Annotated in this window: 15 protein-coding genes; 5 read left to right on the forward strand and 10 right to left on the reverse strand. The window is 60.2% G+C overall.

The annotated features are described in order from the left end of the window. Positions 1–11 precede the first annotated feature (11 nt). The 9 genes from cysG to JNB85_RS10340 all read right to left on the reverse strand — a co-directional run bounded on the left by cysG (position 12) and on the right by JNB85_RS10340 (position 12,231). On the reverse strand, positions 12–1,487 hold the full coding sequence (gene cysG, locus JNB85_RS10300; protein WP_220334225.1) for a siroheme synthase CysG: 1,476 nt from the start codon (positions 1,485–1,487) through the stop codon (positions 12–14). Beyond that, the gene (locus tag JNB85_RS10305; RefSeq protein WP_220334367.1) at positions 1,459–4,113 is read right to left on the reverse strand and encodes a nitrate reductase; all 2,655 of its coding nucleotides are present in this window, start codon (positions 4,111–4,113) and stop codon (positions 1,459–1,461) included. Before JNB85_RS10305 ends, cysG begins: the two co-directional genes overlap by 29 nt. After that, positions 4,113–4,442 carry a nitrite reductase small subunit NirD gene (gene nirD / locus JNB85_RS10310; RefSeq protein ID WP_220334226.1) on the reverse strand — a complete coding sequence of 110 codons (330 nt, stop codon included), beginning with the start codon at positions 4,440–4,442 and terminating at the stop codon, positions 4,113–4,115. The genes JNB85_RS10305 and nirD overlap by 1 nt, the downstream gene beginning before the upstream one ends. A gap of 11 nt (positions 4,443–4,453) precedes the next feature. Then, entirely contained in the window at positions 4,454–6,904 is a 2,451-nt protein-coding gene (gene nirB, locus JNB85_RS10315; protein WP_220334227.1) for a nitrite reductase large subunit NirB, read from the reverse strand. Positions 6,905–6,907: 3 nt separating this feature from the next. Beyond that, a complete protein-coding gene (locus JNB85_RS10320; RefSeq protein WP_220334228.1) occupies positions 6,908–7,705 on the reverse strand; it encodes an ABC transporter ATP-binding protein in 798 nt (265 codons plus the stop codon). An 11-nt stretch (positions 7,706–7,716) separates the two neighbouring features. After that, positions 7,717–8,607, reverse strand: a complete 891-nt coding sequence (gene ntrB, locus JNB85_RS10325; RefSeq protein ID WP_220334229.1) for a nitrate ABC transporter permease — start codon at positions 8,605–8,607, stop codon at positions 7,717–7,719. Between the two features lie 59 nt (positions 8,608–8,666). Further along, complete coding sequence (locus JNB85_RS10330; protein WP_220334230.1) at positions 8,667–9,965, reverse strand: CmpA/NrtA family ABC transporter substrate-binding protein; 1,299 nt, start codon at positions 9,963–9,965, stop codon at positions 8,667–8,669. 357 nt (positions 9,966–10,322) lie between these two features. Then, the gene (locus JNB85_RS10335; RefSeq protein WP_220334231.1) at positions 10,323–11,606 is read right to left on the reverse strand and encodes a CmpA/NrtA family ABC transporter substrate-binding protein; all 1,284 of its coding nucleotides are present in this window, start codon (positions 11,604–11,606) and stop codon (positions 10,323–10,325) included. A 37-nt stretch (positions 11,607–11,643) separates the two neighbouring features. Beyond that, positions 11,644–12,231: an ANTAR domain-containing response regulator gene (locus JNB85_RS10340; RefSeq protein ID WP_220334232.1), complete on the reverse strand. Its 588-nt coding sequence runs from the start codon at positions 12,229–12,231 to the stop codon at positions 11,644–11,646. Between the two features lie 218 nt (positions 12,232–12,449). Between JNB85_RS10340 and JNB85_RS10345 the strand changes: the two genes are divergently transcribed. Then, entirely contained in the window at positions 12,450–14,753 is a 2,304-nt protein-coding gene (locus tag JNB85_RS10345) for an FdhF/YdeP family oxidoreductase (RefSeq protein ID WP_220334233.1), read from the forward strand. A gap of 11 nt (positions 14,754–14,764) precedes the next feature. Here JNB85_RS10345 and JNB85_RS10350 read toward each other — a convergent pair whose 3' ends face one another. Further along, positions 14,765–15,787 carry a LacI family DNA-binding transcriptional regulator gene (locus JNB85_RS10350; RefSeq protein WP_220334234.1) on the reverse strand — a complete coding sequence of 341 codons (1,023 nt, stop codon included), beginning with the start codon at positions 15,785–15,787 and terminating at the stop codon, positions 14,765–14,767. A 234-nt stretch (positions 15,788–16,021) separates the two neighbouring features. Between JNB85_RS10350 and JNB85_RS10355 the strand changes: the two genes are divergently transcribed. The 4 genes from JNB85_RS10355 to JNB85_RS10370 all read left to right on the forward strand — a co-directional run bounded on the left by JNB85_RS10355 (position 16,022) and on the right by JNB85_RS10370 (position 20,750). Further along, entirely contained in the window at positions 16,022–17,161 is a 1,140-nt protein-coding gene (locus JNB85_RS10355; RefSeq protein ID WP_220334235.1) for a sugar ABC transporter substrate-binding protein, read from the forward strand. 78 nt (positions 17,162–17,239) lie between these two features. After that, positions 17,240–18,778 (forward strand): sugar ABC transporter ATP-binding protein, encoded by a 1,539-nt coding sequence (locus JNB85_RS10360; protein ID WP_220334236.1) that lies wholly within the window; start codon positions 17,240–17,242, stop codon positions 18,776–18,778. Further along, the gene (locus tag JNB85_RS10365; protein WP_220334237.1) at positions 18,775–19,770 is read left to right on the forward strand and encodes an ABC transporter permease; all 996 of its coding nucleotides are present in this window, start codon (positions 18,775–18,777) and stop codon (positions 19,768–19,770) included. The genes JNB85_RS10360 and JNB85_RS10365 overlap by 4 nt, the downstream gene beginning before the upstream one ends. Then, on the forward strand, positions 19,767–20,750 hold the full coding sequence (locus JNB85_RS10370; protein ID WP_220334238.1) for an ABC transporter permease: 984 nt from the start codon (positions 19,767–19,769) through the stop codon (positions 20,748–20,750). The genes JNB85_RS10365 and JNB85_RS10370 overlap by 4 nt, the downstream gene beginning before the upstream one ends. Positions 20,751–20,755: the final 5 nt, after the last annotated feature.

Raw genomic sequence — 20,755 nt, forward strand, 5'->3', positions numbered from 1 at the left:
TCGGCGCTTCCTTACGCCTGGGCAACGAACGGCAGATCGGCTTCAGCCATCAGATCGCAAGCCGCAAAGACCTCCCCGACGCCGATCAGTACGGGCCGGTCGAGGCCCATTTCCGCCATGGCCGAAGAAAGGCCGTCCAGATTGCCGACCCAGCGCCGTTCGTCGGCATTGGCGACAGAGCTGACGATCACGACGGGCGTTTTTATATCGAGGCCAGCCTCGATCAACCTGCTCTGGATTGCTCCGGCGGTGCGTCCGCCCATGTAGAAGATCGTCGTCTTTCGTATGTCTGCGATTGCCTGCCAGTCGATCGTCTCGGGCAGGCTGCCATGGCGCGAATGTCCGGTGACGAACTGCACGCTCTGCGCATGATCGCGGTGAGTCAAGGAAATGCCGAGCCGCGACGCCATGGCGCTCGCCGCTGTGATGCCGGGGACGACCTCGACCGGAATGTTATGCTGCTTCAGATAGGCGATCTCCTCGCCGGCGCGGCCAAAAATCATCGGGTCGCCGGATTTCAGCCGGGCAACGTTCTTGCCGGCCTTGGCGAAAGTCAGCATCATCTCGTTGATGTCTTCCTGGCGGCAGCTTTCGCGCCCGCCGCGTTTGCCGACGAGCAGGCGCTTTGCCTCGCGCCGCGCCAGTTCCAGAACCTCATCCGACACCAGATCATCGAACAGGATGACATCGGCGGCCTGCAATGCTCGCACGGCCTTCAGCGTCAGATATTCCGCATCGCCCGGACCGGCGCCGATCAGCGTCACCCGTCCGGGGGCGCGCGCCCGAGCCGGCCGTCCCATATCGGCAAGCAGATCGCGAGCGCTTGCTTCCGTTGGCTCAGCTCCGAAAGCACGATCGACAAAGCGTTCCCAGAAGACGCGCCGTTCTGCGCCAGGCTTCAGACGAAGAGCGATCTCTTCGCGCAGCGACTGGGCAAGCGCCGCCCAGGATTTCAGGGATGTCGGCAGCAGCGTCTCAATGCGGCGGCGAATGGCTTGGGCGAGAATGGGGGCGGCGCCGTCCGTCGAGATCGATACCACGACGGGCGAACGGTTGACGATGGAACCGAACTGGAACTGGCAGAAAGCAGGCTTGTCGATCACGTTGACCGGAACGCCGGCTCGCCGCGCCGCCTCGAAAAACGTTCGAGCCTCTGTCTCACTCTCGCAGTCCGCTACGGCAAGCGCCGCACCTGCAAGAACGTCTTCGCGCCACGTCATTGGACGGTGGATGATAGCACCTTCCGGATGTGGTGAGCCTCGTTCGAGGAGAATTGAACAGGCCTCGCCGAGGCGCTCGCCATAGATATCAACCCTTGCACCGCAAGCGGCGAGCAGCTCCGCCTTCCAGGCGCAGGCATCCGAACCACCGGCGACGATCACCCGGTGCCCGGCTAGCGACCAGAAGACCGGCAGCTTGGCGAGCGGCGCCATGCGGGCAGGCGCCCGGTCGGCAATATCATTCGGCAGCGTCTGCAACACAGGCATTGATGATCCCCCTGATTTCGGCGCGGCACGAACCGCAATTGGTGCCGGCCTTGAGCTCGCTGCCGATCGCCTCGACGCTGCGGCAGCCGGAACGAACGGCAGCGACGATCTGGTTGACGCCGACGCTGAAGCAGGAACAGACCGTTGCACCCGGATCCGGCATGTCTGCACCCGGTCGGCCGGCGATGATGGCAAAGCGGCGACGCAGATCGCCGTGATCGGCAGTCAGCTGCGATACCGCCCAATTGCGCGCGACGGCAACCGGCTCTCTTGCGAGAAAGAGAGCGGCAAGCAGCCTCTCTCCTTCGAAGAAGGCGATGCGACGGTCGCCCGATTGCTGGTCGGCATAACCCAATGGCTCGATATAGTCGGCAATGCCGAAGCTTTTTCGGCACCAGGCTGCCCAGTCTTCGATGCCGTCACGGAAGGCAAGCTCCAGCCGCCATCCGCCATCGGCCTTGGCGAGTGCCCAGTAATCTGCGTCCACCACGTCAGGCTTTGCCATGCTGACGGCGAAGCCATACATGGCAGCGCGGTAGCGGCTGACGGCAACCGCGACATTCTTCGAAGCGGGCTGCCCCGAAACCGGGTCCGTCGCTGGTTTGATAACGGCGCCTATCCGCGCTTCAGCCGAATTCTGGTCGCTCCAGTGCATCGGCACGAAGACGCTGCCGCGTGCCTGCCGGTCGGTCACCAGCGCACGGATGATCGCCTTGCCATAGCTGCTTTCGATCTGCACGAGGGCAGCATCGGCCACGCCGAGTTCCATCGCATCGCGTGGATGGATTTCCGCAAAGGGTTCAGCGATATGGGATGACAGCCGCGCGCTTTTTCCTGTCCGTGTCATGGTGTGCCACTGGTCACGGATGCGACCCGTATTCAGCGTGAACGGATAGGCTGCATCTGTTCTGTCGGTTGCCGGCGCTTCGACGGCAACGAAACGCGCTTTGCGGTCGGGATGAAAGAAACCGCCGTCGGAGAAGAACCGTGTTTCTCTTGCCTCTGTTCCGTATGGCTGCGGCCACTGGAACGGTTCCAGCGCATCGTAAACGGGTTGCTGTATGTCAGCATAGGCGCCGATATCGAAGTCGCGGTCTCCATCGTTCTCGAAGGCGGAGAGTGCCGCGTGCTCAGCGAAAATATCGGCCGGAGACGTGTAGTCGCAGGCGGTAAAGCCCATCCGGCGGCCGACTTCTGCCATTTGCCACCAATCGGCGCGCGCCTCTCCCGGCAGGGTGAGGAAGGGACGTTGCCTCGATATGCGGCGTTCCGAATTGGTGACCGTTCCGTCCTTCTCGCCCCAGCCGAGGGAGGGCAGCAGCACATCCGCATGCTGCGTCGTATCGGTCTCGCGCACCATGTCGGAGACGACCACGAAGGGGCAGGCGGCAATGGCCGCCTCGACGCGGCGTGCATCCGGCAGGGAGACGACCGGATTGGTCGCCATGATCCAGAGCGCCTTGACACGGCCTTCCTCCACAGCGCCGAACAGATCGACGGCCTTCAGGCCGGGTTTGGCGGCAATAGAAGGCGCATTCCAAAAGCGCTGCACTCGGTCGCGATCACCAGCGCTTTCGATCGCCATATGGGCTGCCAGCATATTGGCAAGGCCACCGACCTCGCGGCCGCCCATGGCATTCGGCTGTCCCGTCAGCGAAAACGGTCCCGTGCCCGGTCGGCCGATACGCCCCGTCGCCAGGTGGCAATTGATGATGGCATTGACCTTGTCGGTGCCGGAAGCGGACTGGTTGACGCCCTGGCTGTAGCAGGTGACGACCTTCTCGGTCGTCTCGAACAGGCGGAAGAATTCTCTTACCTGCATGGCCGGCAGGCCGGTACGGTCAAGCACCTCGTCCGATGTCAACGCGGCGGCAGCGGCAAAGGCCGCTCCAAAACCTTCCGTATAGGCACCGATATAGTTCTGGTCGATAGCAGAGCTTGCCGCGAGATGGGCGAGCAGTCCCATGAAGAGTGCGACGTCACCATCCGGACGGATGGCCAGATGCAGATCGGCGATGTCGCAGGTCATCGTCCGGCGCGGATCGATGACGACGATCTTCAGACCCGGCCGGGCCGCCTTGGCGGCTGCGAGCCGCTGGTAGATGACGGGATGGCACCAGGCGAGGTTGGACCCGGTCAGTATGACGAGATCGGCAAGCTCCAGATCCTCATAGAGGCCCGGCACCGTATCCGAGCCGAACGCGCGACGATGGCCGGCGACCGAGGAAGACATGCAGAGGCGGGAGTTGGTATCGATATTGGCAGCGCCGATGAAACCCTTCATCAGCTTATTGGCGACATAATAATCCTCCGTCAGAAGCTGACCGGAGACATAAAAGGCGACGGACTCAGGGCCATGTTGGGCAATGATCTCGCAAAACCTGCTGGCGACAAGATCGAGCGCCTCATCCCAGCTTGCCTGTCTGCCCTTGATTTCAGGATGGAGCAGGCGACCATCGAGATCGATCGTTTCAGCAAGCGCCGAACCCTTGGAGCAGAGCCGACCGAAATTGGCCGGATGCTCCGGGTCGCCTTTCACTGTTACGGTGCCGGTCTCGTCCACCTTGGCGATCACGCCGCAGCCGACGCCGCAATAGGGACAGGTGGTCTTGACTTCCGCTCCCATCATTCCGCCGCCATGACAAGGCTTTCGAGCGCGATATAGAGTGTGCCGCCCTCGTTCCTGAGCGGGATGGTCCGCACCGCACCGTCGTCTGCACCGAGCGCCTTGCCGGTCTCCAGCGAGATCACCCAATTATGCAATGGGCAGGTAACGGCATTGCCGTGCACGATGCCTTCCGAAAGGGGCCCGCCTTTGTGCGGGCAGCGGTTTTCGATCGCATAGACCTCATTCTCGCCGGTGCGGAAGACGGCGATGTTCATATGCGGGGTCTTCACGCAGCGGGAGCCACGCAGAGGAATATCGGAGACATCGCCGATCGGGTGCCAGTTCATGATGGTTCTCCTCACTCGGCTGCCTGACTGAAACCGATAGTCGCCATCGGCCGGAATTCATGCTTGTCCTTGCCGGAGACACGCTCCGACCAGGGGTCGACCTGGGCAAATTTCTGGGAAAAGACGAAGCGCTCGTAATAGGCCTTGCGTTTGTCGTGATCCTCCATGATCTGTCGGCGGATCTCATCGAGGCCGATGCGCTTGGCCCATTTGTAGATACGCTCGAGATAGCGGCCCTGCTCGCGGTACATCTGCGTCAGCGCCACGATATGTTCGAGCGCTTCGTCCTCGGTCTTCACCAGGCCGAGCACCTCCGTGCCCTTGATGTCGAGACCTGCAGCACCGGCGAAGTGGATCTCGAAGCCGGAATCCACGCAGATGACGCCGATATCCTTGCAGGTGGCCTCGGCGCAGTTTCGCGGACATCCTGACACTGCCATCTTCAGCTTTGCCGGCGTCCAGGAGCCCCACATGAATTTCTCGATGCGGATGCCCAGACCGGTGGAATCCTGCGTGCCGAAGCGGCACCAGTCGGAACCGACGCAGGTCTTCACCGTGCGCAGGCCCTTGGCATAGGCCTGGCCGGAGATGAAGCCGGCCTTGCCGAGATCGGCCCAGACGGCCGGAAGGTCTTCCTTTTCGACGCCGAGCAGATCGATGCGCTGGCCGCCGGTGACCTTGACCATCGGAATCGCGAACTTGTCGACGACATCGGCGATGGCGCGCAGTTCGCCGGAACTGGTCACTCCACCCCACATGCGCGGCACGACGGAATAGGTACCGTCCTTCTGGATGTTGGCGTGGACGCGTTCATTGATGAAACGCGACTGGTAGTCGTCGGCATATTCATCCGGCCAGTCGCAGACGAGGTAGTAATTAAGTGCCGGGCGACATTTGGCGCAGCCGCCCGATGTCTTCCATTCCAACTCCTGCATGACGGCCGGAATGGTCTTCAGCTTCTTTGCCTTGATCAGGCGGCGCACATCGTCGTGGCCGAGTTCCGTGCAAGTGCACATAGGCTGCACGGCTTTTGGGTTATAAGCATCCCCCAGCGTCAAGCACATGAGCTGCTCGACAAGGCCGGTGCAGGAGCCACAGGAGGCCGAAGCCTTGGTATGGGCACGCACGTCATCGAGCGATGTCAGCCCCTTGGCCGTGATTGTTGAAGTGATTTTGCCCTTGCAGACGCCGTTGCAGCCGCAGATTTCCGCATCATCCGGCAAGGCTGCAACGGCCGCCATAGGGTCCAGCGGGGACCCTCCCTGATAGGCCTGGCCGAAGATCAATGTGTCGCGCATATCGGAGATATCGACAGCCTTTTTCTTCAGGTCGTTGAACCAGGCGCCATCGGAGGTTTCGCCATAAAGCACGGTGCCGATGATGCGATTGTCCTTTAATACCAAGCGCTTATAAACGCCCGCGGTTGCATCGCGCAGCACGATTTCCTGCCGGTCGTCGCCGTCGGCGAAATCACCCAGAGAATAGAGCTCGATGCCGGTGACCTTGAGCTTGGTCGGCGTGTCGGAATGTACGAAGCCCGGCTTGGTATCGCCTGCCAGATGGGAGGCTGCCACGCGGGCCATCTCGTAGAGCGGTGCGACAAGGCCATAGACCATGCCGCCGACTTCGGCGCATTCGCCGAGGGAATAGATATTGCCGTCGGAGGTCTGCATGCCGGCATCGACGACGATGCCGCGATTGACGGCAAGTCCGGCTTCCTTGGCAAGGTTGACGTTCGGGCGAATGCCGACCGCCATGACGACGAGCGTGGCCGGAATGATCGTGCCGTTGTCGAGCTCGACACCTTCCACCTTGCCGTTGCCGATGATCTGCTTGGTATTGGCCTTGCAGATGACTTTGATGCCGCGTTCCTCGACGGCCTTCTGCAAGAGGTAACCGGCGGCGGGATCGAGCTGGCGCTCCATCAGTGTCGGCATGACGTGCAATACAGTGACATCCATGCCTCGCTGGGCAAGACCCGCCGCGGCTTCCAGACCGAGCAGGCCGCCCCCGATAACGATCGCCTTTTGCCGCGACTGGGCGGCAAGCAGCATGGCCTGCACGTCGTCGAGATCGCGATAGGTGATGACGCCAGGCAGATCCTTGCCGGGTACGGGAATGATGAAGGGCACGGAGCCTGTGGCGATGACGAGCTTATCATAGCCCTCGGTCACGCCATGATCCGACGTGACCGTCTTCCTGTCGCGGTCGATCGAGATGATCTTGTGGCCCTTGTAGAGGGTGATGCCATGGTCGATGTACCAGCCGTCGCCATGGATGACGATCTGCTCGTAGGTCTTTTCGCCCGAGAGAACAGGCGACAGCATAATGCGATCGTAATTGACGCGCGGCTCGGCGTTGAAGATCGTGACCTGATAGCGGCCCGGTGCCTGTTCGAAGAGATGTTCCAGCATGCGCCCAGGCGCCATGCCGTTACCGATGATAACGAGTTTTTCGGTCATGGTTTACTCCGCGGCTTCGACGAAGCGGTGACGTTCGTAGAGGAACTTCAGCACGGCTTCGCGGCATTTGAGGTAGGTTCGGTCGGAGGCGAGCTCGATCCGGTTGCGGGGACGGGCAATGGGCACGTCGAGAACTTCGCCGATGCGGGCTGCCGGCCCATTCGTCATCATCACGATGCGGTCGGAAAGCAGCACGGCTTCGTCGACGTCATGGGTGATCATGACCATCGTATTGCCGAGCCGGGCGTGGATCTCCATGACAGCATCCTGCAAATGCGCCCGCGTCAGGGCGTCGAGCGCGCCGAAGGGCTCGTCGAGCAGCAGGATCTTCGGCTCCATCGAGAGTGCCCGGGCAATGCCGACACGCTGCTTCATGCCGCCTGATATTTCGGAGGGGCGTCTGTCTTTCGCATGAGCCATCTGCACGAGGTCAAGATTGGTCATGACCCAGTCGTGACGCTCGGCCTTGCTCTTTTTGTTGCTGAAGACTTTCGAGACGGCGAGATTGACGTTCTCATAGACCGTCAGCCAGGGGAGCAGCGAATGGTTCTGGAAGACGACGGCGCGTTCCGGGCCGGGCTCGTTGACCTCGCGGTTTTCGAGCAGCACGGCTCCCTTTGAGACAGGCGTCAGGCCGGCGATGAGGTTGAGAAGTGTGGACTTTCCACAGCCGGAATGGCCGATGATCGAGACGAATTCACCCTTGTCGATGACGAGGTTGACGTCCTTCAGTACCTCGGTGCGGGCGCCGGCACGGTCGAAATGCTTGTCGATATGGTCGAGCTTCAGATAGGCGTTCATGGTCGATCCCCTCAATTGGCCGAGGCGCCGCGTGTGACGATCTTGCCGATGGCGGACACGAGCTTGTCGAGGGCGAAGCCGACGACGCCGATATAGGCAAGGGCCACGATGATGTCGGGCAGGCGGGAGGAGTTCCACGCATCCCAGATGAAGAAACCGATGCCGACACCGCCGGTCAGCATCTCGGCGGCGACGATCGCCAGCCATGAGAGACCGACGCCGATGCGAAGGCCGGTGAAGATGTAAGGGGCTGCGGACGGCAGCATGATCTTGAAGAAGAACTCGAACTGGTTGAGCCGCAGCACTTCGGCGACGTTGCGATAATCCTGCGGGATGTTGCGCACGCCGACGGCGGTGTTGATGATGACCGGCCAGATCGAGGTGATGAAGATCACGAAGATCGCCGAAGGATTGCTGTCCTGGAAGGCCGCGAGCGACAATGGCAGCCATGCAAGCGGCGGCACGGTGCGCAGCACCTGGAAGATCGGATCGAGGCCGCGCATCGCCCAGACCGACTGGCCGATAACGGCGCCGATAACGATGCCGATTACGGCTGCAAGGCCGAAGCCATAGGCAACCCGCTGCAGCGAAACCAGCACGCGCCAGCCGAGACCGATATCCTGCGAGCCGTAGTTGAAGAAGGGATAGGCGATCAGATCATAGCTTTCCTGCCAGACCTGGTGCGGCGATGGCAGCGAAGCGTTCGGCGAGGAACAGAGGATCTGCCAGAGGCCGAGAATAATCGCGAGAACGATCAGCGGCGGCAGGATATTGCGGGCGGCAGCGACCAAAAGAAGCTGAAGGTCGATCTTGCGCGCCGGCTTCTTTGCGAGATGGACGATAGTGGCCGTCTTCGGCACAACAGCCGCCTTGATGGTTTCATTCTTTGCAAGCGCTGACATGCGTTCGCTCCTTGATGGAATAAAAGGCCGGCGCGCGCCTCACGCGCCGGAGGCAGGGATTACGAAGCGGCCTTTATGGAAAGGCTGTCGAGATAGGCGGAGGGGTTCTCCGGGTCGAAGACCTTGCCGTCGAAGAAGGTTTCCTTGCCGCGCGACATCGAGGCCGGAATATCGGTCGCCGCAACGCCGAGATCCTTTGCGGCCTCGCGCCAGATGTCCTCACGGTTGACCTTGTCGACCAGCGCCTTGATATCCGTATCCGGTGCGAGTTTGCCCCAGCGGATATTCTCCGCCATGAACCAGGTATCGTGGCTCTTGAAGGGATAGGAGACGCCGCCGGCCCAGAATTTCATGTAGAGATCGGTGCCGTGGGTAACGCGGCCATTGCCATAATTGATGTCGCCCCTCAGGCGGCCCAGCACATCCTTCGGCGGTACGTTGAACCACTGCCGCTTGCCGAGGATGGTCGCCATCTCTTCCTTGTTGTCCATGCTGTCACACCATTGCTGGGCTTCCATGATGGCCATCAGCAGGGCTTTGGCAGCATTCGGGTTCTTTTCCACCCAGTCGGCGCGCATGCCGAGGGCCTTTTCCGGATGGCCTTTCCAGAGCTCACCGGTCGTTGCCGCCGTGAAGCCGATGCCCTGATTGACGAGCTGCTCGTTCCAGGGCTCGCCGACACAGAAGACGTCCATGTTGCCGACCTTCATGTTCGCGACCATCTGTGGGGGTGGTACGACGATGGTGGAGACGTCCTTGTCCGGATCGATGCCGCCGGCGGCGAGCCAGTAGCGAATCCACAGGTCGTGCGTGCCGCCGGGGAAGGTCATGGCGGCTTTCACTTCCTTGCCCTCGGCCTTCTTCTTCTCGAAGGCGGCTTTCAGTTTGGAGGAGTCGAGCTGGACACCTGTATCGGCATATTCCTTGGCGACCGAGATGCCCTGGCTGTCGTAGTTCAGACGTGCCAGCAGTGCCATCGGCACCGGCTGGTTGTTCTGGGTCACCTTGCCTGTGTGCATGAGATAAGGCAGCGGCGAGAGGATATGCGCGCCATCGATACCGTTGGCCGCACCGCCGAGAACCAGATTGTCGCGCGTTGCACCCCAGGAGGCCTGCTTCGCCACGTCGACTTCAGGAAGGCCGTACTTTTCGAACAACCCCTTTTCCTTGGCGACGATAAGCGGCGCTGCATCCGTCAGGGCGATGAAGCCAAGCTTGACGCCCGTCACTTCAGGTGTGGCCGCAGCAGCGAAGGCTCCGGAAGGAAATGCTGTCCGAACAGCGCTCACGAGGGCTGCGGCGGCGGTGGTCTTCAGCATGCTGCGACGGCTGATCGCGGTCGTGAAAATCTTGGTCATGCGCGGGCTCCTCTGGGTGGCTGCCGGAATTTTCGCAATAAAAAACGCCGCTCGGAGATTGCGTCCTCGGGAAGGGAGAAGTCCCGGACAGCAAAAACCTTGCGACGTCGATGTCTGTTGTGAGCGCTTATTGCGCGCTCATCCTGCGCCGATCGCCGTTGACCGGTGCAGTTTTACCCCTGCAAGCAGCGTGCCAGTTTGTCTAGGTTGCTGTAGGCTATTGAAATGGAAGGAAATTTCTTCGGCTCGCACCCGCTGCTGCTTTTCAAAGCACGAAGTCGCTCTGCAAAACTTTTGTGCGATTGCTCAGTGCGGGTCGAAAATCCTGCAAGCGATTTATGCAATGCAGCAACCGGTTCAGGCTTCATCAGCAGGCAGAACGAAGGGCAGGGCGCTCTTCACCGCAAATCCCGCAATGTAGTCCGGCAGTTTCGACGGATCGAAAACATGGCCGTCCATGAAGCGGTCGTTTTCGTCGGCGCCCTCGATGCGTACATCGGCATCGATGGGTGCACTGCCCTCGCCAAGGGCCGTGCGGTAAAGGTCCGGGCGATAGGCGGAAGCGGCCGCGCGTGCGGGGTTGAGTCCGAGTTCGGCCTGACCCCAGCGGATCATCTGGCTATAGATCCACAGCGCCTGGCTTGTGCGCGGATAATTGGCAAAGCCCGAATGGAACATGAAGTAATTGTCAATGATGCGCCGGTTCCCCTTCGCATCGAGGCTGAACTCGCCGGCCAGCACATGGCGGATGATGTGGACCGGGGCTGCGATGTAGCGGGCTTCCGCCAGGGCTTCGGCAAGCGCATCGTGGTTTTCCGGCCGGTCGCACCAGCGTGCCGCTGCGTCGAGAGCGACGATCAGCCGGGAGACGGTTTCCTGATGACTGTCCGCCCACTCCGGGCGCATGCCGATCACCTTTTCCGGTGCAGATGGCCAGATATCCTGTTTGGCAGCGACGATACGCCCGACGCCACGCTCTGACGCCACCATGTTCCAGGGTGCGCCGACACAAAAGCCATCGATCGCGCCGGCGGCCAGCGCGTCGGAGGTCAGTGGCGGCGGCACGACGACGAGTTTGACGTCCTTGTCCGGGTCGATGCCGCCGGCGGCGAGCCAGTAGCGGAATTCGTAATTATGCGAGGAAAAGGGATAGGTGACCCCGAAGGTCGGCAGCGGCTCGCCGCTTGCCTTCATTGCCGCCAGCACCGTTGAGAGGGCCTGGGCGTTTTCCAGTGCACTGGCAGTTTCGGAAAGCCCGGTCGTATTCCGCATCCTGTCGAAAAGGCGGGTCGACAGCGTAATCGCATTTCCGCCGCGCCCGAGAGAAAAAGGCGTAATCGTCGGTGACGGATTGGAGCCGAGGCCGAGCATGGAGGCAACGGGCATAGGCGAGAGCATGTGGGCGATATCGAACTGCCGGAAAGCGAGGCGGTCGCGGATGTTTGCCCAGGAGACGTCCTTGACGAGATCGAGCGTCAAGCCCTCCCGCTTGGCAAAACCGAATTCTGCTGCCGCGATGAGCACGGAAGCGTCGATGAGCGGAATGAAGCCGGCCCGCAGCGTTTTGGAACCTCCGCCGTTGGCATGTGCGGGTGCCGGCAGACCGGCATCGGGATCGAAGCTTTTCGTCATCATGTTCACTCCGGCTTCCTCCGGACAATCGCAACCAGACCGGTTATCACATCAAAAGCCCTGCTGCGGTCACGACGCTCTGGGCGATGTCGGACATCTTCTTCTTCTCGTTCATTGCCGTCTGCCGAAGCAGCGCAAACGCTTCCTCCTCTGACAGGCCGCGCAACTTCATCAGTATGCCTTTGGCGCGCTCGACGATCTTGCGTTCCTCCAGGGCCGACTTGGCATCGGCAAGTTCACGCTGGAGCCGGTTGAAGGCATTGAAGCGGCTGACCGCCATATCGAGAATGGGTTTGACGCGCTCCTTCTTCAGCCCGTCGACGATGTATGCCGACACGCCGGCATCCACCGCGGCCTCGATGGAGGCCGTGTCGGAGCGGTCGACGAACATGGCAATCGGTCTGCCGACCGTGCGGGTCAACTGGAACAGATGCTCCATCATGTCGCGATTGGGGTTCTCGATATCGATGATGATGACGTCGGGCCTCAGCGTATCGATGATGCGCGCCACACCCTGAACCTCGTGAATGACAGTCACGCGCGCATGGCCAGCCTCTCGCAGGCCCTCTTCGATGATGGAGGCGCGAATGGTATTTTCATCGATCACTAGAATGGTCAGATCGAGCCGGCTCATGTGTCATTTATGACGCAATGCAGCAAGGCCGACAAGGCGAAAAGGCAATTTAATAGGCATTTTGTAAAAATGATGAAATAATAATCTATTTGCTTTATATATGTGCAACCCTCCCGGATCCCTACACTTGTCGACGACTGGCTATCTATGCCTCAGTATAATGCACCGCCCGGACATTCGCTGTTATCGTTGGGTTATCTTGAAGATGGAGAGTGAAGATGAGTGACGAACGTCCCGAAGGCGTTGAGGCGTACAGTCACCCCGCAGGGGGATGGGATGCGCTGAAAGCGGTGGCGAAAACGCTGAAGCATCAGCAGATCGTTGCACAGGGCAGTACTACGCTGCTCAAGGCAAACCAGCCTGAAGGTTTCGATTGTCCCGGCTGCGCCTGGCCCGATCCTAAGCACACGTCTTCGTTTGAATTCTGCGAAAACGGTGCAAAAGCAATTACCTGGGAATCGACCGCCCGCCGTGTCGAGCCGGAATTCTTTGCCGAGCACACGGTTTCGGAACTTTGGGAATGGATCGATCACAAGCTCGAAGACCAAGGCCGCCTGACGCATCCATTGAAATACAATGGTGCCACCGACAAATACGAAGCCATCGATTGGGACCATGCCTTCGCTCTGATCGGTGCGGAGCTTAACAAGCTCGCGAGCCCACACGAGGCCGAGTTCTATACATCCGGTCGCGCGTCCAATGAAGCTGCTTTCCTCTATCAGCTTTTCGTTCGTGCCTATGGCACCAATAATTTCCCCGATTGTTCGAACATGTGCCATGAGGCGACCAGCGTCGGCCTGCCGCTGTCACTCGGCGTCGGAAAAGGTACTGTAACGCTTGAGGATTTCGACGATGCCGATGCGATCTTCAGCTTCGGCCACAACCCGGGAACCAACCATCCTCGCATGATGACCACCTTGCATGAGGCGTCGCGGCGCGGCGTGCCCATCATCGTCTTTAACCCACTGAAGGAACGCGCACTGGAGCGTTTCGCCGCGCCGCAAAATCCAGTGGAGATGGTGACCCTATCCTCGACGCGCATTGCATCAGCCTATCATCAGGTCCGCACCGGTGGCGACCTTGCAGCCCTTAAAGGGCTGATGAAGCTGATCTTCGAGCGCGACGAGGCGGATCTTGCGGTGGGGGGCGAAGGTGTTCTCGACCGGGCTTTCATTGCCGAACATACCATTGGTATCGATGCTCTGAAGGAAGATCTCGCAAATACCAGCTGGGCCGATATCCTCAGCGTGTCCGGCCTTACCATGGAGGCGCTGAACAGCGCCGTCGATGTCTATCTCAATGCTCGCAATGTCATTCTCTGCTACGGCATGGGCATCACGCAGCACGCGAACGGAACGGCGAATGTCCAGCAGCTTGCCAATTTCCTGATGCTGCGCGGCAATATCGGCCGCCCGGGCGCCGGCCTCTGCCCGTTGCGCGGTCACTCCAATGTGCAGGGCGACAGGACCGTCGGCATCACCGAGATTCCAAACAAGGCGCTGCTCGACGGTATGGAGCGCGCCTTTGGTTTCCGTCCTTCTGCAGAGAAAGGCCACAATGCGATCGAATCTATCGAGGCGATTGCGGCCGGCAAATCCAAGGCGCTGATCTGCCTCGGCGGCAACCTGGCTGTCGCCATGTCAGATCCTGACGTGACCTTCGCGGCGATGCGCAAGCTTGATCTTGCTGTCCATATCGCCACCAAGCTCAACCGCTCGCACCTCCTGACGGCAAAGACCTCGATCATCCTCCCCTGCCTCGGGCGGACCGACCTCGATACCCAGGCATCAGGTCCGCAAGCGGTTACGGTCGAGGATTCCATGTCCATGGTGCATGCTTCGCGCGGCTTCCTGAAGCCGCCGAGCGAATTGCTGAAATCCGAACCGGCCATCATCGCAGGCATCGCAATGGCCACACTCGGTACAAAATACGATATCGACTGGGACGGGCTGATCGCCAATTACGATCGCATTCGCGAAAAGATCGAAGTGGTCTTCCCGGATTTTCATGAGTTCAACAGCCGCGTCCGGGTCCGCGGCGGCTTCCGGCTCGATGTTCCGGCCTCCTATCGCGTCTGGAAGACCGCGAGCGGAAAGGCGAATTTCCTCGTCGCTCCCGGTCTCGACGAAGATCCCCGCCTGAAGGACCCGACGACATTGGTGCTGACGACGCTGCGCAGTCATGACCAGTACAACACGACCGTCTATGGTCTCGACGATCGCTATCGCGGCATCTTCGGCCGCCGTGACGTCATCTTCATGAGCAGTCGGGATCTTGCGGAACGGGGCCTGCGTGACGGAGACAGGATCGATATCCGCTCCGCCGCGGGTAACGGCGGCGGGAAAACCGTCATCGGTTTCACGGCTGTCGAGTACAATATCCCCGTCGGTTCCGTGGCCGGTTATTATCCGGAAATGAATGCGGTGATCGCCCTTGATCACTACGATCGCAAGTCGGGCACGCCGAGTTACAAGGGCGTCCCCGTCACGATCGCCAAGAGCGAGGCCCAAGCTGCGGCTTAGAGCCTTTCCTCCTAACTCGAAACCGCAACGGTCACCCCCGTGCTCTCGCGAGCGATGACCTCGAAGCCGAGATCGATCTGGTTTGGTGTCTGACGGCTCGTCGAATTGAGGGCCGCCAGCACTTTTTCGGCGGCAAGTTTGCCCGTCTCGAAACGTCTCGTCATGATCGATGAGAGGGACGGTGACGCACAGGCGGAAAATTCCAGATCATGAAAACCGATGATGGCGATATCGTCAGGCACGCGGATGCCGCGCTTGCGGCACTCCTGCATGGCGCCGAGTGCCACGTTGTCGTCGGTGCAGAAGATCGCTTCCGGGTGGTCGCCGCGTTCATGCATAAAGGCCAGGAGGTCGGAGCCAAGCGCAACCGAGCTGTGCCGCGGCCGCTGAGTGACGATCTCAAGATTCTCCAGGTCCGCTTCCTGCATCGCCAGACGATAGCCGTCGAAGCGGGACTGGGAACGATGGTCGAGGTTGCCTGCCAAAAAGGCAATACGGCTGAAGCCGCGGTCGATGAGATGCTGCGTTGCCGCCTGCCCGGCGCGATCCTGCAGCATGCCAATATTAAGGTCGATCGGATCGGGCGACAACTCGAACGTCTCGACAACGGGCAAATGTGCCCGCGTCAGAAGTTGATGGGCAAGCTGCGTATGATGAACGCCGGCGATAATGATTGCTTCGACCCGCTGGCCGAGCAATACCTTAATCGCATTCTCCTCCTCCTGCTCCGAATACCGGCTGTTGACGACGATCACCTGGAAGCCGGCACCGACAAGTACTTCGTGCAGTGCAAAAAGATATTCGGCAAAGATCACGTTGTAGAGGGTCGGCACAATGACGCCGATTGCATGCGTGCGGGATGAGGCAAGCCGGCTGGCCGCGATGTTGGGGACGTAACCGAGTTCCTGAATGGCGGCATTCACGCGCCGCCGCAGCGCCTCCGAGACCGCGTCGGGCTTGCGAAGTACGCGTGAAACCGTGATAGGGCTGACGCCAGCCAGATTTGCCACATCATCCAAAGTTATTCTTCGCATTGCCTCTCACTCTAACAGAACAATTCATATTGATCCGTAAATCATCTCGCAGTTGCGAAATATCTATCATGATTAGCGTAGTTGACAGCGCTAGCAAATCCGATTTGACAGCGCTGTCAACTATGTTACGCTCAAATCGTACCGGAAAGGGATGGGATGGAGCCTTCCCGGAATCAGCATGCCAATAATATCTTGTGGAGGGGCGGCTCGGGCCGCCTGAGGAGGAGGTATTCAATGTTCAAGGTGAAAAAAGCTAAGATGGCTGGTGCCGCCGCATTTTCCGCGTCGGCCTTTGCTCTTCTCTGCAGCACGGCCATGGCGGAGCCAAAGGTTGTGTCCGGACCCGCCGCCGATCCGGATTGCATGGTTCCATGGTCAGCTGAAACCCAGTTCTTGCAATTTCCGAAGAAGGATGGCCCATACCGTATCGCGCTTGCTAACGGCTATATCGCCAATACATGGCGCATCCAGATGGTCCAGACGGCAAAGGCCTATGCCGCCCAGCCCGACGTTGCTGCCAAGCTGAAAGAGTTCAAGGTCGTCTCGACCGGCGAGGATGTTCCGGCCCAGATTTCGGCGATCAACAACTTCATCGATGCTGGTTACGATGCCATCGTCGTCAATGCTCAGAACCCGACAGCGTTCGGTCCGGTTATCAAGCGCGCCAAAAAAGCCGGCGTCGTTCTCGTCGCCTTCGACAATATTCTCGACACCAAGGATGCGATCAATGTCAACGTCGATCAGAAAGGCCTTGGTGCTCTCTGGGCCGATTGGCTGGTGAAGCACCTGCCGCAAGGCGGCAAGATCCTGGAAGTGCGCGGTGTTGCCGGCACCTCCGTCGATACGGATCGTCATAACGGTATCCACGAAACGCTGGACGCTTCGGGCAAGAAGTTCACCGTCACCGAAGTCGTCGGCAAGTGGGATGACGGAGTCGCGCAGAAGGCAACCGCTGATGCGATCGCCACCAATGGCCCATTTGACGGCATTACCGCGCAGGGCGGCGATACTGGCGTGGTGCAGGCGATGATCGATGCAAAGCATCCCTTCGTGCCTTTCGGTGGTGAGACAGAGAACGGCTTCCGCAAATTCTGCGCCGCCCATGCGGCAGATGGCCTGAAATGCTCGTCGGCCGGTACTGGCCCGGCACAGGTTGCTGTTGCCATCAAGACGGCCATTGCGGCACTTGAGGGCAAGGTCGTTCCTCAGGCCGTCAAGCTGCCGACGGCACTCGTTTCCGATCCCGATTTCAAGGAAGGTGAGGACTACTATCCAAAGGAATCCGATAACTTTTTCGTCGGCAACTCTTTCCCGACCTGTGGCATCAACTTCTCCGCACAGGAAATCATGGGGCAGACCAAGGAAAACCAGTAAACGCCACCATCCGGACCTGACTGCGGGCGTTCGCGCCCGCAGTCTCGATCTCGACACCACCGAATGGAGGCTGGATGCATGATCCTTTCTGAACCGCTTCTGCGCATGGAAGGCATATCGAAACGCTATGGCGGTGCGATTGCGCTGAAAGAAGCCAATATCGCTGTTCGACCGGGCGCGATCCATGCCGTGCTCGGCGAAAACGGCGCCGGCAAATCGACGCTCATCAAGATTATGGCCGGTGTAGTAGCGCCCGATGAAGGACGCATGCTGCTCGACGGAAATGAAGTCTCCTTCGCGTCACCGGCCGCCGCCAATGGCGCCGGTATCGTTTGTGTTTTCCAGGAATTGTCGCTTATTCCCGATCTTTCGGTGGCCGACAATATCGTCATCAGCAATCCGCCGCTGCGTTTCGGTATGATCGATCGCAAAAGACAGCGCCAGATTGCCGAGGAAGCACTCGCTCGCGCCGGTGCTGCCGATATCCATCCGTCGTCCCTGGTGAAGGATTTGCCGCTTTCTCGCCGGCAGATGGTGGAGATCGCCAAGGCGCTGGCCCGCAAGCCGCGTTTGATGATCCTCGACGAGGCCACCTCGGCCTTGACCCAGTCGGATGTCGAGAAGGTTTTCGGCGTGCTTAAGCAACTCAGGGCCGAAGGCATGGCGCTGATCTATATTTCGCACCGCATGCATGAGATTGCACAACTGGCCGACGACTGCACGGTCTTTAGAAACGGCCGCAGCATCGAATCCTATCCTGCCGGCAGCAAGAGTGACCAGCAGGTCGTGGAACTGATGATCGGCCGTGAATATACCAACGTCTTTCCGCCCAAGCCGATGCAGCCGAGGGCAGCCACGCCGGTTCTGTCCTGTCGCGACCTTTCCTGGGGAGACCGGCTTTCCGGAATCAATTTCGATGTGCGGCCGGGCGAGATTATCGGCTTCGGCGGATTGGACGGGCAGGGGCAGCGAGAATTGCTTCTGGCGCTTTTCGGCGTGCTGCGCGACCTTAAGGGCGAGGTGGCGATTGATGGCAAGCCGGTTGCGTTGAAGAGCCCCGGCGAAGCGAAATCGGGCGAGATCTCAATGGCGCTGATCCCAGAGGATCGTAAGACCGAGGGGCTGATGCTGCCAATGACGGTGCGCGAGAACCTCTCGATTGCGGCACTCGACCGCGTTTCGCGCAACGGCGTTATTGATCGGGCAGCCGAGCTTCGCGAAATCGACGAGCTGCTGAAGCTTCTGGCGATCAAGGCCGCGACGATCGATATGCCCGTCGCCTCGCTGTCAGGTGGCAACCAGCAGAAAGTGGTGATCGCCAAATGGCTGATGAACCGCCCGCGCATCATTCTGCTCAACGATCCGACCCGCGGTATCGATGTCGGCACCAAGCAGGAAATCTATGCCCTGCTGCGCAAGCTTGCAGATGCGGGTGCCGCCATCATCTTCTATTCGACCGACTATGATGAACTGATCGGCTGCTGCGATCGTGTGCTCGTCATGTATGATGGCAGCATCATTCGCGTTCTGGAAGGAAACGAGATCAACGAGCGCGAGCTCATCAGCGCCGCCCTCAATATCGACGCCAGTCAAGCACAGCAAAGGATAGCCCAATGAGCATGCAGGCGAGCGGCGAATGGCGCTATCGGTACGTTCAGCAGAAGGGCACGCTCTTTGCTGCCCTTCTCTTCATCCTGATGTTCATCATCTATGTCTCGAACCATCCCGCCGGCTTTACGCCCAACGTGGTACAGACGGCCGCCAACAAGGCAACGCTGCTTGCCTTCGTGGCCATGGCGCAGTGTTTCGTGGTGATCACGGCGGGCATCGATCTTTCGGTTGGCATGATCCTGATCCTGTGCAACTGCCTCGCATCGTGGCTCGTCGTGGGTACGCCGCTGCAGACGGGGCTTGGCGTCATTGCCGTACTCCTGACGGGTCTTGCCTGCGGCCTGCTCAATGGGCTGGTCATCATCTTCGGTCGGTTGCAGCCCATCGTCACGACGATTGCGACCAGCGCGGTCTTCTACGGACTGGCGCTGTTGCTGCGGCCCACACCCGGCGGCTCGGTCAACGAGGATCTCGCCGATGCCTTCACCTCGACGTTTTTGGGCGTCATCCCGGCAAGCCTTGTCGTGCTCGCTCTAGTCATCCTGGTGATCTGGGTGCCGTTCAGCCGTTCCGTGTTCGGCCGCACCGCCTATGCAGTCGGATCGGCGGAAAACGCCGCCTATATGTCGGCTATGCCGGTGAAGCGGGCAAAGCTTGCCGCCTATGCGCTGGCTGGCCTACTGTCAGCGGTCGGCGGGCTTTATTTGACCTTCTTTTCCTATACGGGCGAGGCGGCCTTTGCGAGCGGCAACGCCTATACGCTCTATTCGATTGCGGCAGTGGTGCTCGGCGGCGTTTCGCTCGCAGGCGGTAAGGGAAGTGCCATTGGCGCGGTATTCGGCGCGCTCGCCTTCCGCACCATCGGCGACCTCTTGTTCGTCTTCGACTTCGACCCGCTCTGGCAGCCGCTTTTCCAGGGTGTTGTGCTGATGCTGGCAGTCAGCATCGGCTGCATCGGCCTATCGCGGGTGCGCAATCGTCTGGAGTGGTTCCAATGAGCGAGGATGCTTCCACCATGCGGCAGATTCCTGTGCCTCCACGCTTGCGTGGTGTCGATCCCGCCGTGGCGATCGCCTTCGGCTGCATCATCCTGTTGCTTCTCGGCGGTTCGCTCTATTCCTCCAACTTCCTGTCTCCGGATTACCTGTTGCAGCAGCTAAAGGTGGCTTCGTTCCTAGGTGTGATCGCGACCGGCATGATGGCGGTCATCCTGCTTGGACAGATCGACCTGTCGGTGCCTTGGGTGGTGACGACAGGAGCGATGATGGCCTGCGCCGCCACTGCCTACGGAACGACGGGTGCGATCCTCGCGATCCCCTTCGGCATTCTCTGCGGCGCAGCAGTCGGGTTCGTCAACGGGCTCGCGGTCGCCTATCTGCGCATTCCCTCGATGATCATCACGCTTGCCACCAATGCCGTCGCCCAAGGATTGATGGTCGTGTATACCGGTGGCTTCTCCCCTCAGGATTCGGCTTCTGCGGCCATGCGCTTCCTTGCAACCGGCTACACCATTCCGGGTCTTCCGAACGGCGTTCTGGTGTGGCTCATCGTCGGCCTGCTCGCCGTCTTCCTTTTGACGCGCACGACTTTCGGCCGGTCGCTCTACGCGATCGGCAATCGCGAACGCGCCGCCTACATGTCCGGAATCAATACGCGCAGGATTACCCTGCTCGCCTTCATCATCTCGGGCGGTCTCAGCGCGCTCGGCGGCGTGCTGCTCGCGGGATACGCTTCGAAAGCCTCCCAATCCATGGGTGACGCGTATCTCCTGCCGTCAATTGCTGCCGTCGTGCTCGGCGGCACGCATGTGCTGGGAGGCAAGGGTTCTTATCTCGGAACCGTCGCTGGCGTCATCTTGATAACCCTGCTGCAGTCGATCCTCTCGGTCATGCAGATCGAAGAGGCCGGGCGTCAGCTGATCTATGGTGCCGTCATCATCGGCATGTTGCTGCTTTACGGGCGGCAGAAGGTTTCGTGACAAAG

The sequence above is a fragment of the Rhizobium mesosinicum genome (assembly GCF_019511345.1).
Classification (GTDB): Bacteria; Pseudomonadota; Alphaproteobacteria; order Rhizobiales; family Rhizobiaceae; genus Rhizobium; species Rhizobium mesosinicum.

Excerpts from the sequence above, each read along its gene's own strand:
- JNB85_RS10320 (WP_220334228.1), bottom strand. The coding sequence starts at position 7,705 with ATGAACGCCTATCTGAAGCTCGACCATATCGACAAGCATTTCGACCGT.
- JNB85_RS10365 (WP_220334237.1), top strand. The coding sequence starts at position 18,775 with ATGAGCATGCAGGCGAGCGGCGAATGGCGCTATCGGTACGTTCAGCAG.
- JNB85_RS10330 (WP_220334230.1), bottom strand. The coding sequence starts at position 9,965 with ATGACCAAGATTTTCACGACCGCGATCAGCCGTCGCAGCATGCTGAAG.
- cysG (WP_220334225.1), bottom strand. The coding sequence starts at position 1,487 with ATGCCTGTGTTGCAGACGCTGCCGAATGATATTGCCGACCGGGCGCCT.
- JNB85_RS10305 (WP_220334367.1), bottom strand. The coding sequence starts at position 4,113 with ATGGGAGCGGAAGTCAAGACCACCTGTCCCTATTGCGGCGTCGGCTGC.
- JNB85_RS10355 (WP_220334235.1), top strand. The coding sequence starts at position 16,022 with ATGTTCAAGGTGAAAAAAGCTAAGATGGCTGGTGCCGCCGCATTTTCC.
- JNB85_RS10340 (WP_220334232.1), bottom strand. The coding sequence starts at position 12,231 with ATGAGCCGGCTCGATCTGACCATTCTAGTGATCGATGAAAATACCATT.
- JNB85_RS10350 (WP_220334234.1), bottom strand. The coding sequence starts at position 15,787 with ATGCGAAGAATAACTTTGGATGATGTGGCAAATCTGGCTGGCGTCAGC.
- nirB (WP_220334227.1), bottom strand. The coding sequence starts at position 6,904 with ATGACCGAAAAACTCGTTATCATCGGTAACGGCATGGCGCCTGGGCGC.
- nirD (WP_220334226.1), bottom strand. The coding sequence starts at position 4,442 with ATGAACTGGCACCCGATCGGCGATGTCTCCGATATTCCTCTGCGTGGC.
- JNB85_RS10345 (WP_220334233.1), top strand. The coding sequence starts at position 12,450 with ATGAGTGACGAACGTCCCGAAGGCGTTGAGGCGTACAGTCACCCCGCA.
- JNB85_RS10360 (WP_220334236.1), top strand. The coding sequence starts at position 17,240 with ATGATCCTTTCTGAACCGCTTCTGCGCATGGAAGGCATATCGAAACGC.
- JNB85_RS10370 (WP_220334238.1), top strand. The coding sequence starts at position 19,767 with ATGAGCGAGGATGCTTCCACCATGCGGCAGATTCCTGTGCCTCCACGC.
- ntrB (WP_220334229.1), bottom strand. The coding sequence starts at position 8,607 with ATGTCAGCGCTTGCAAAGAATGAAACCATCAAGGCGGCTGTTGTGCCG.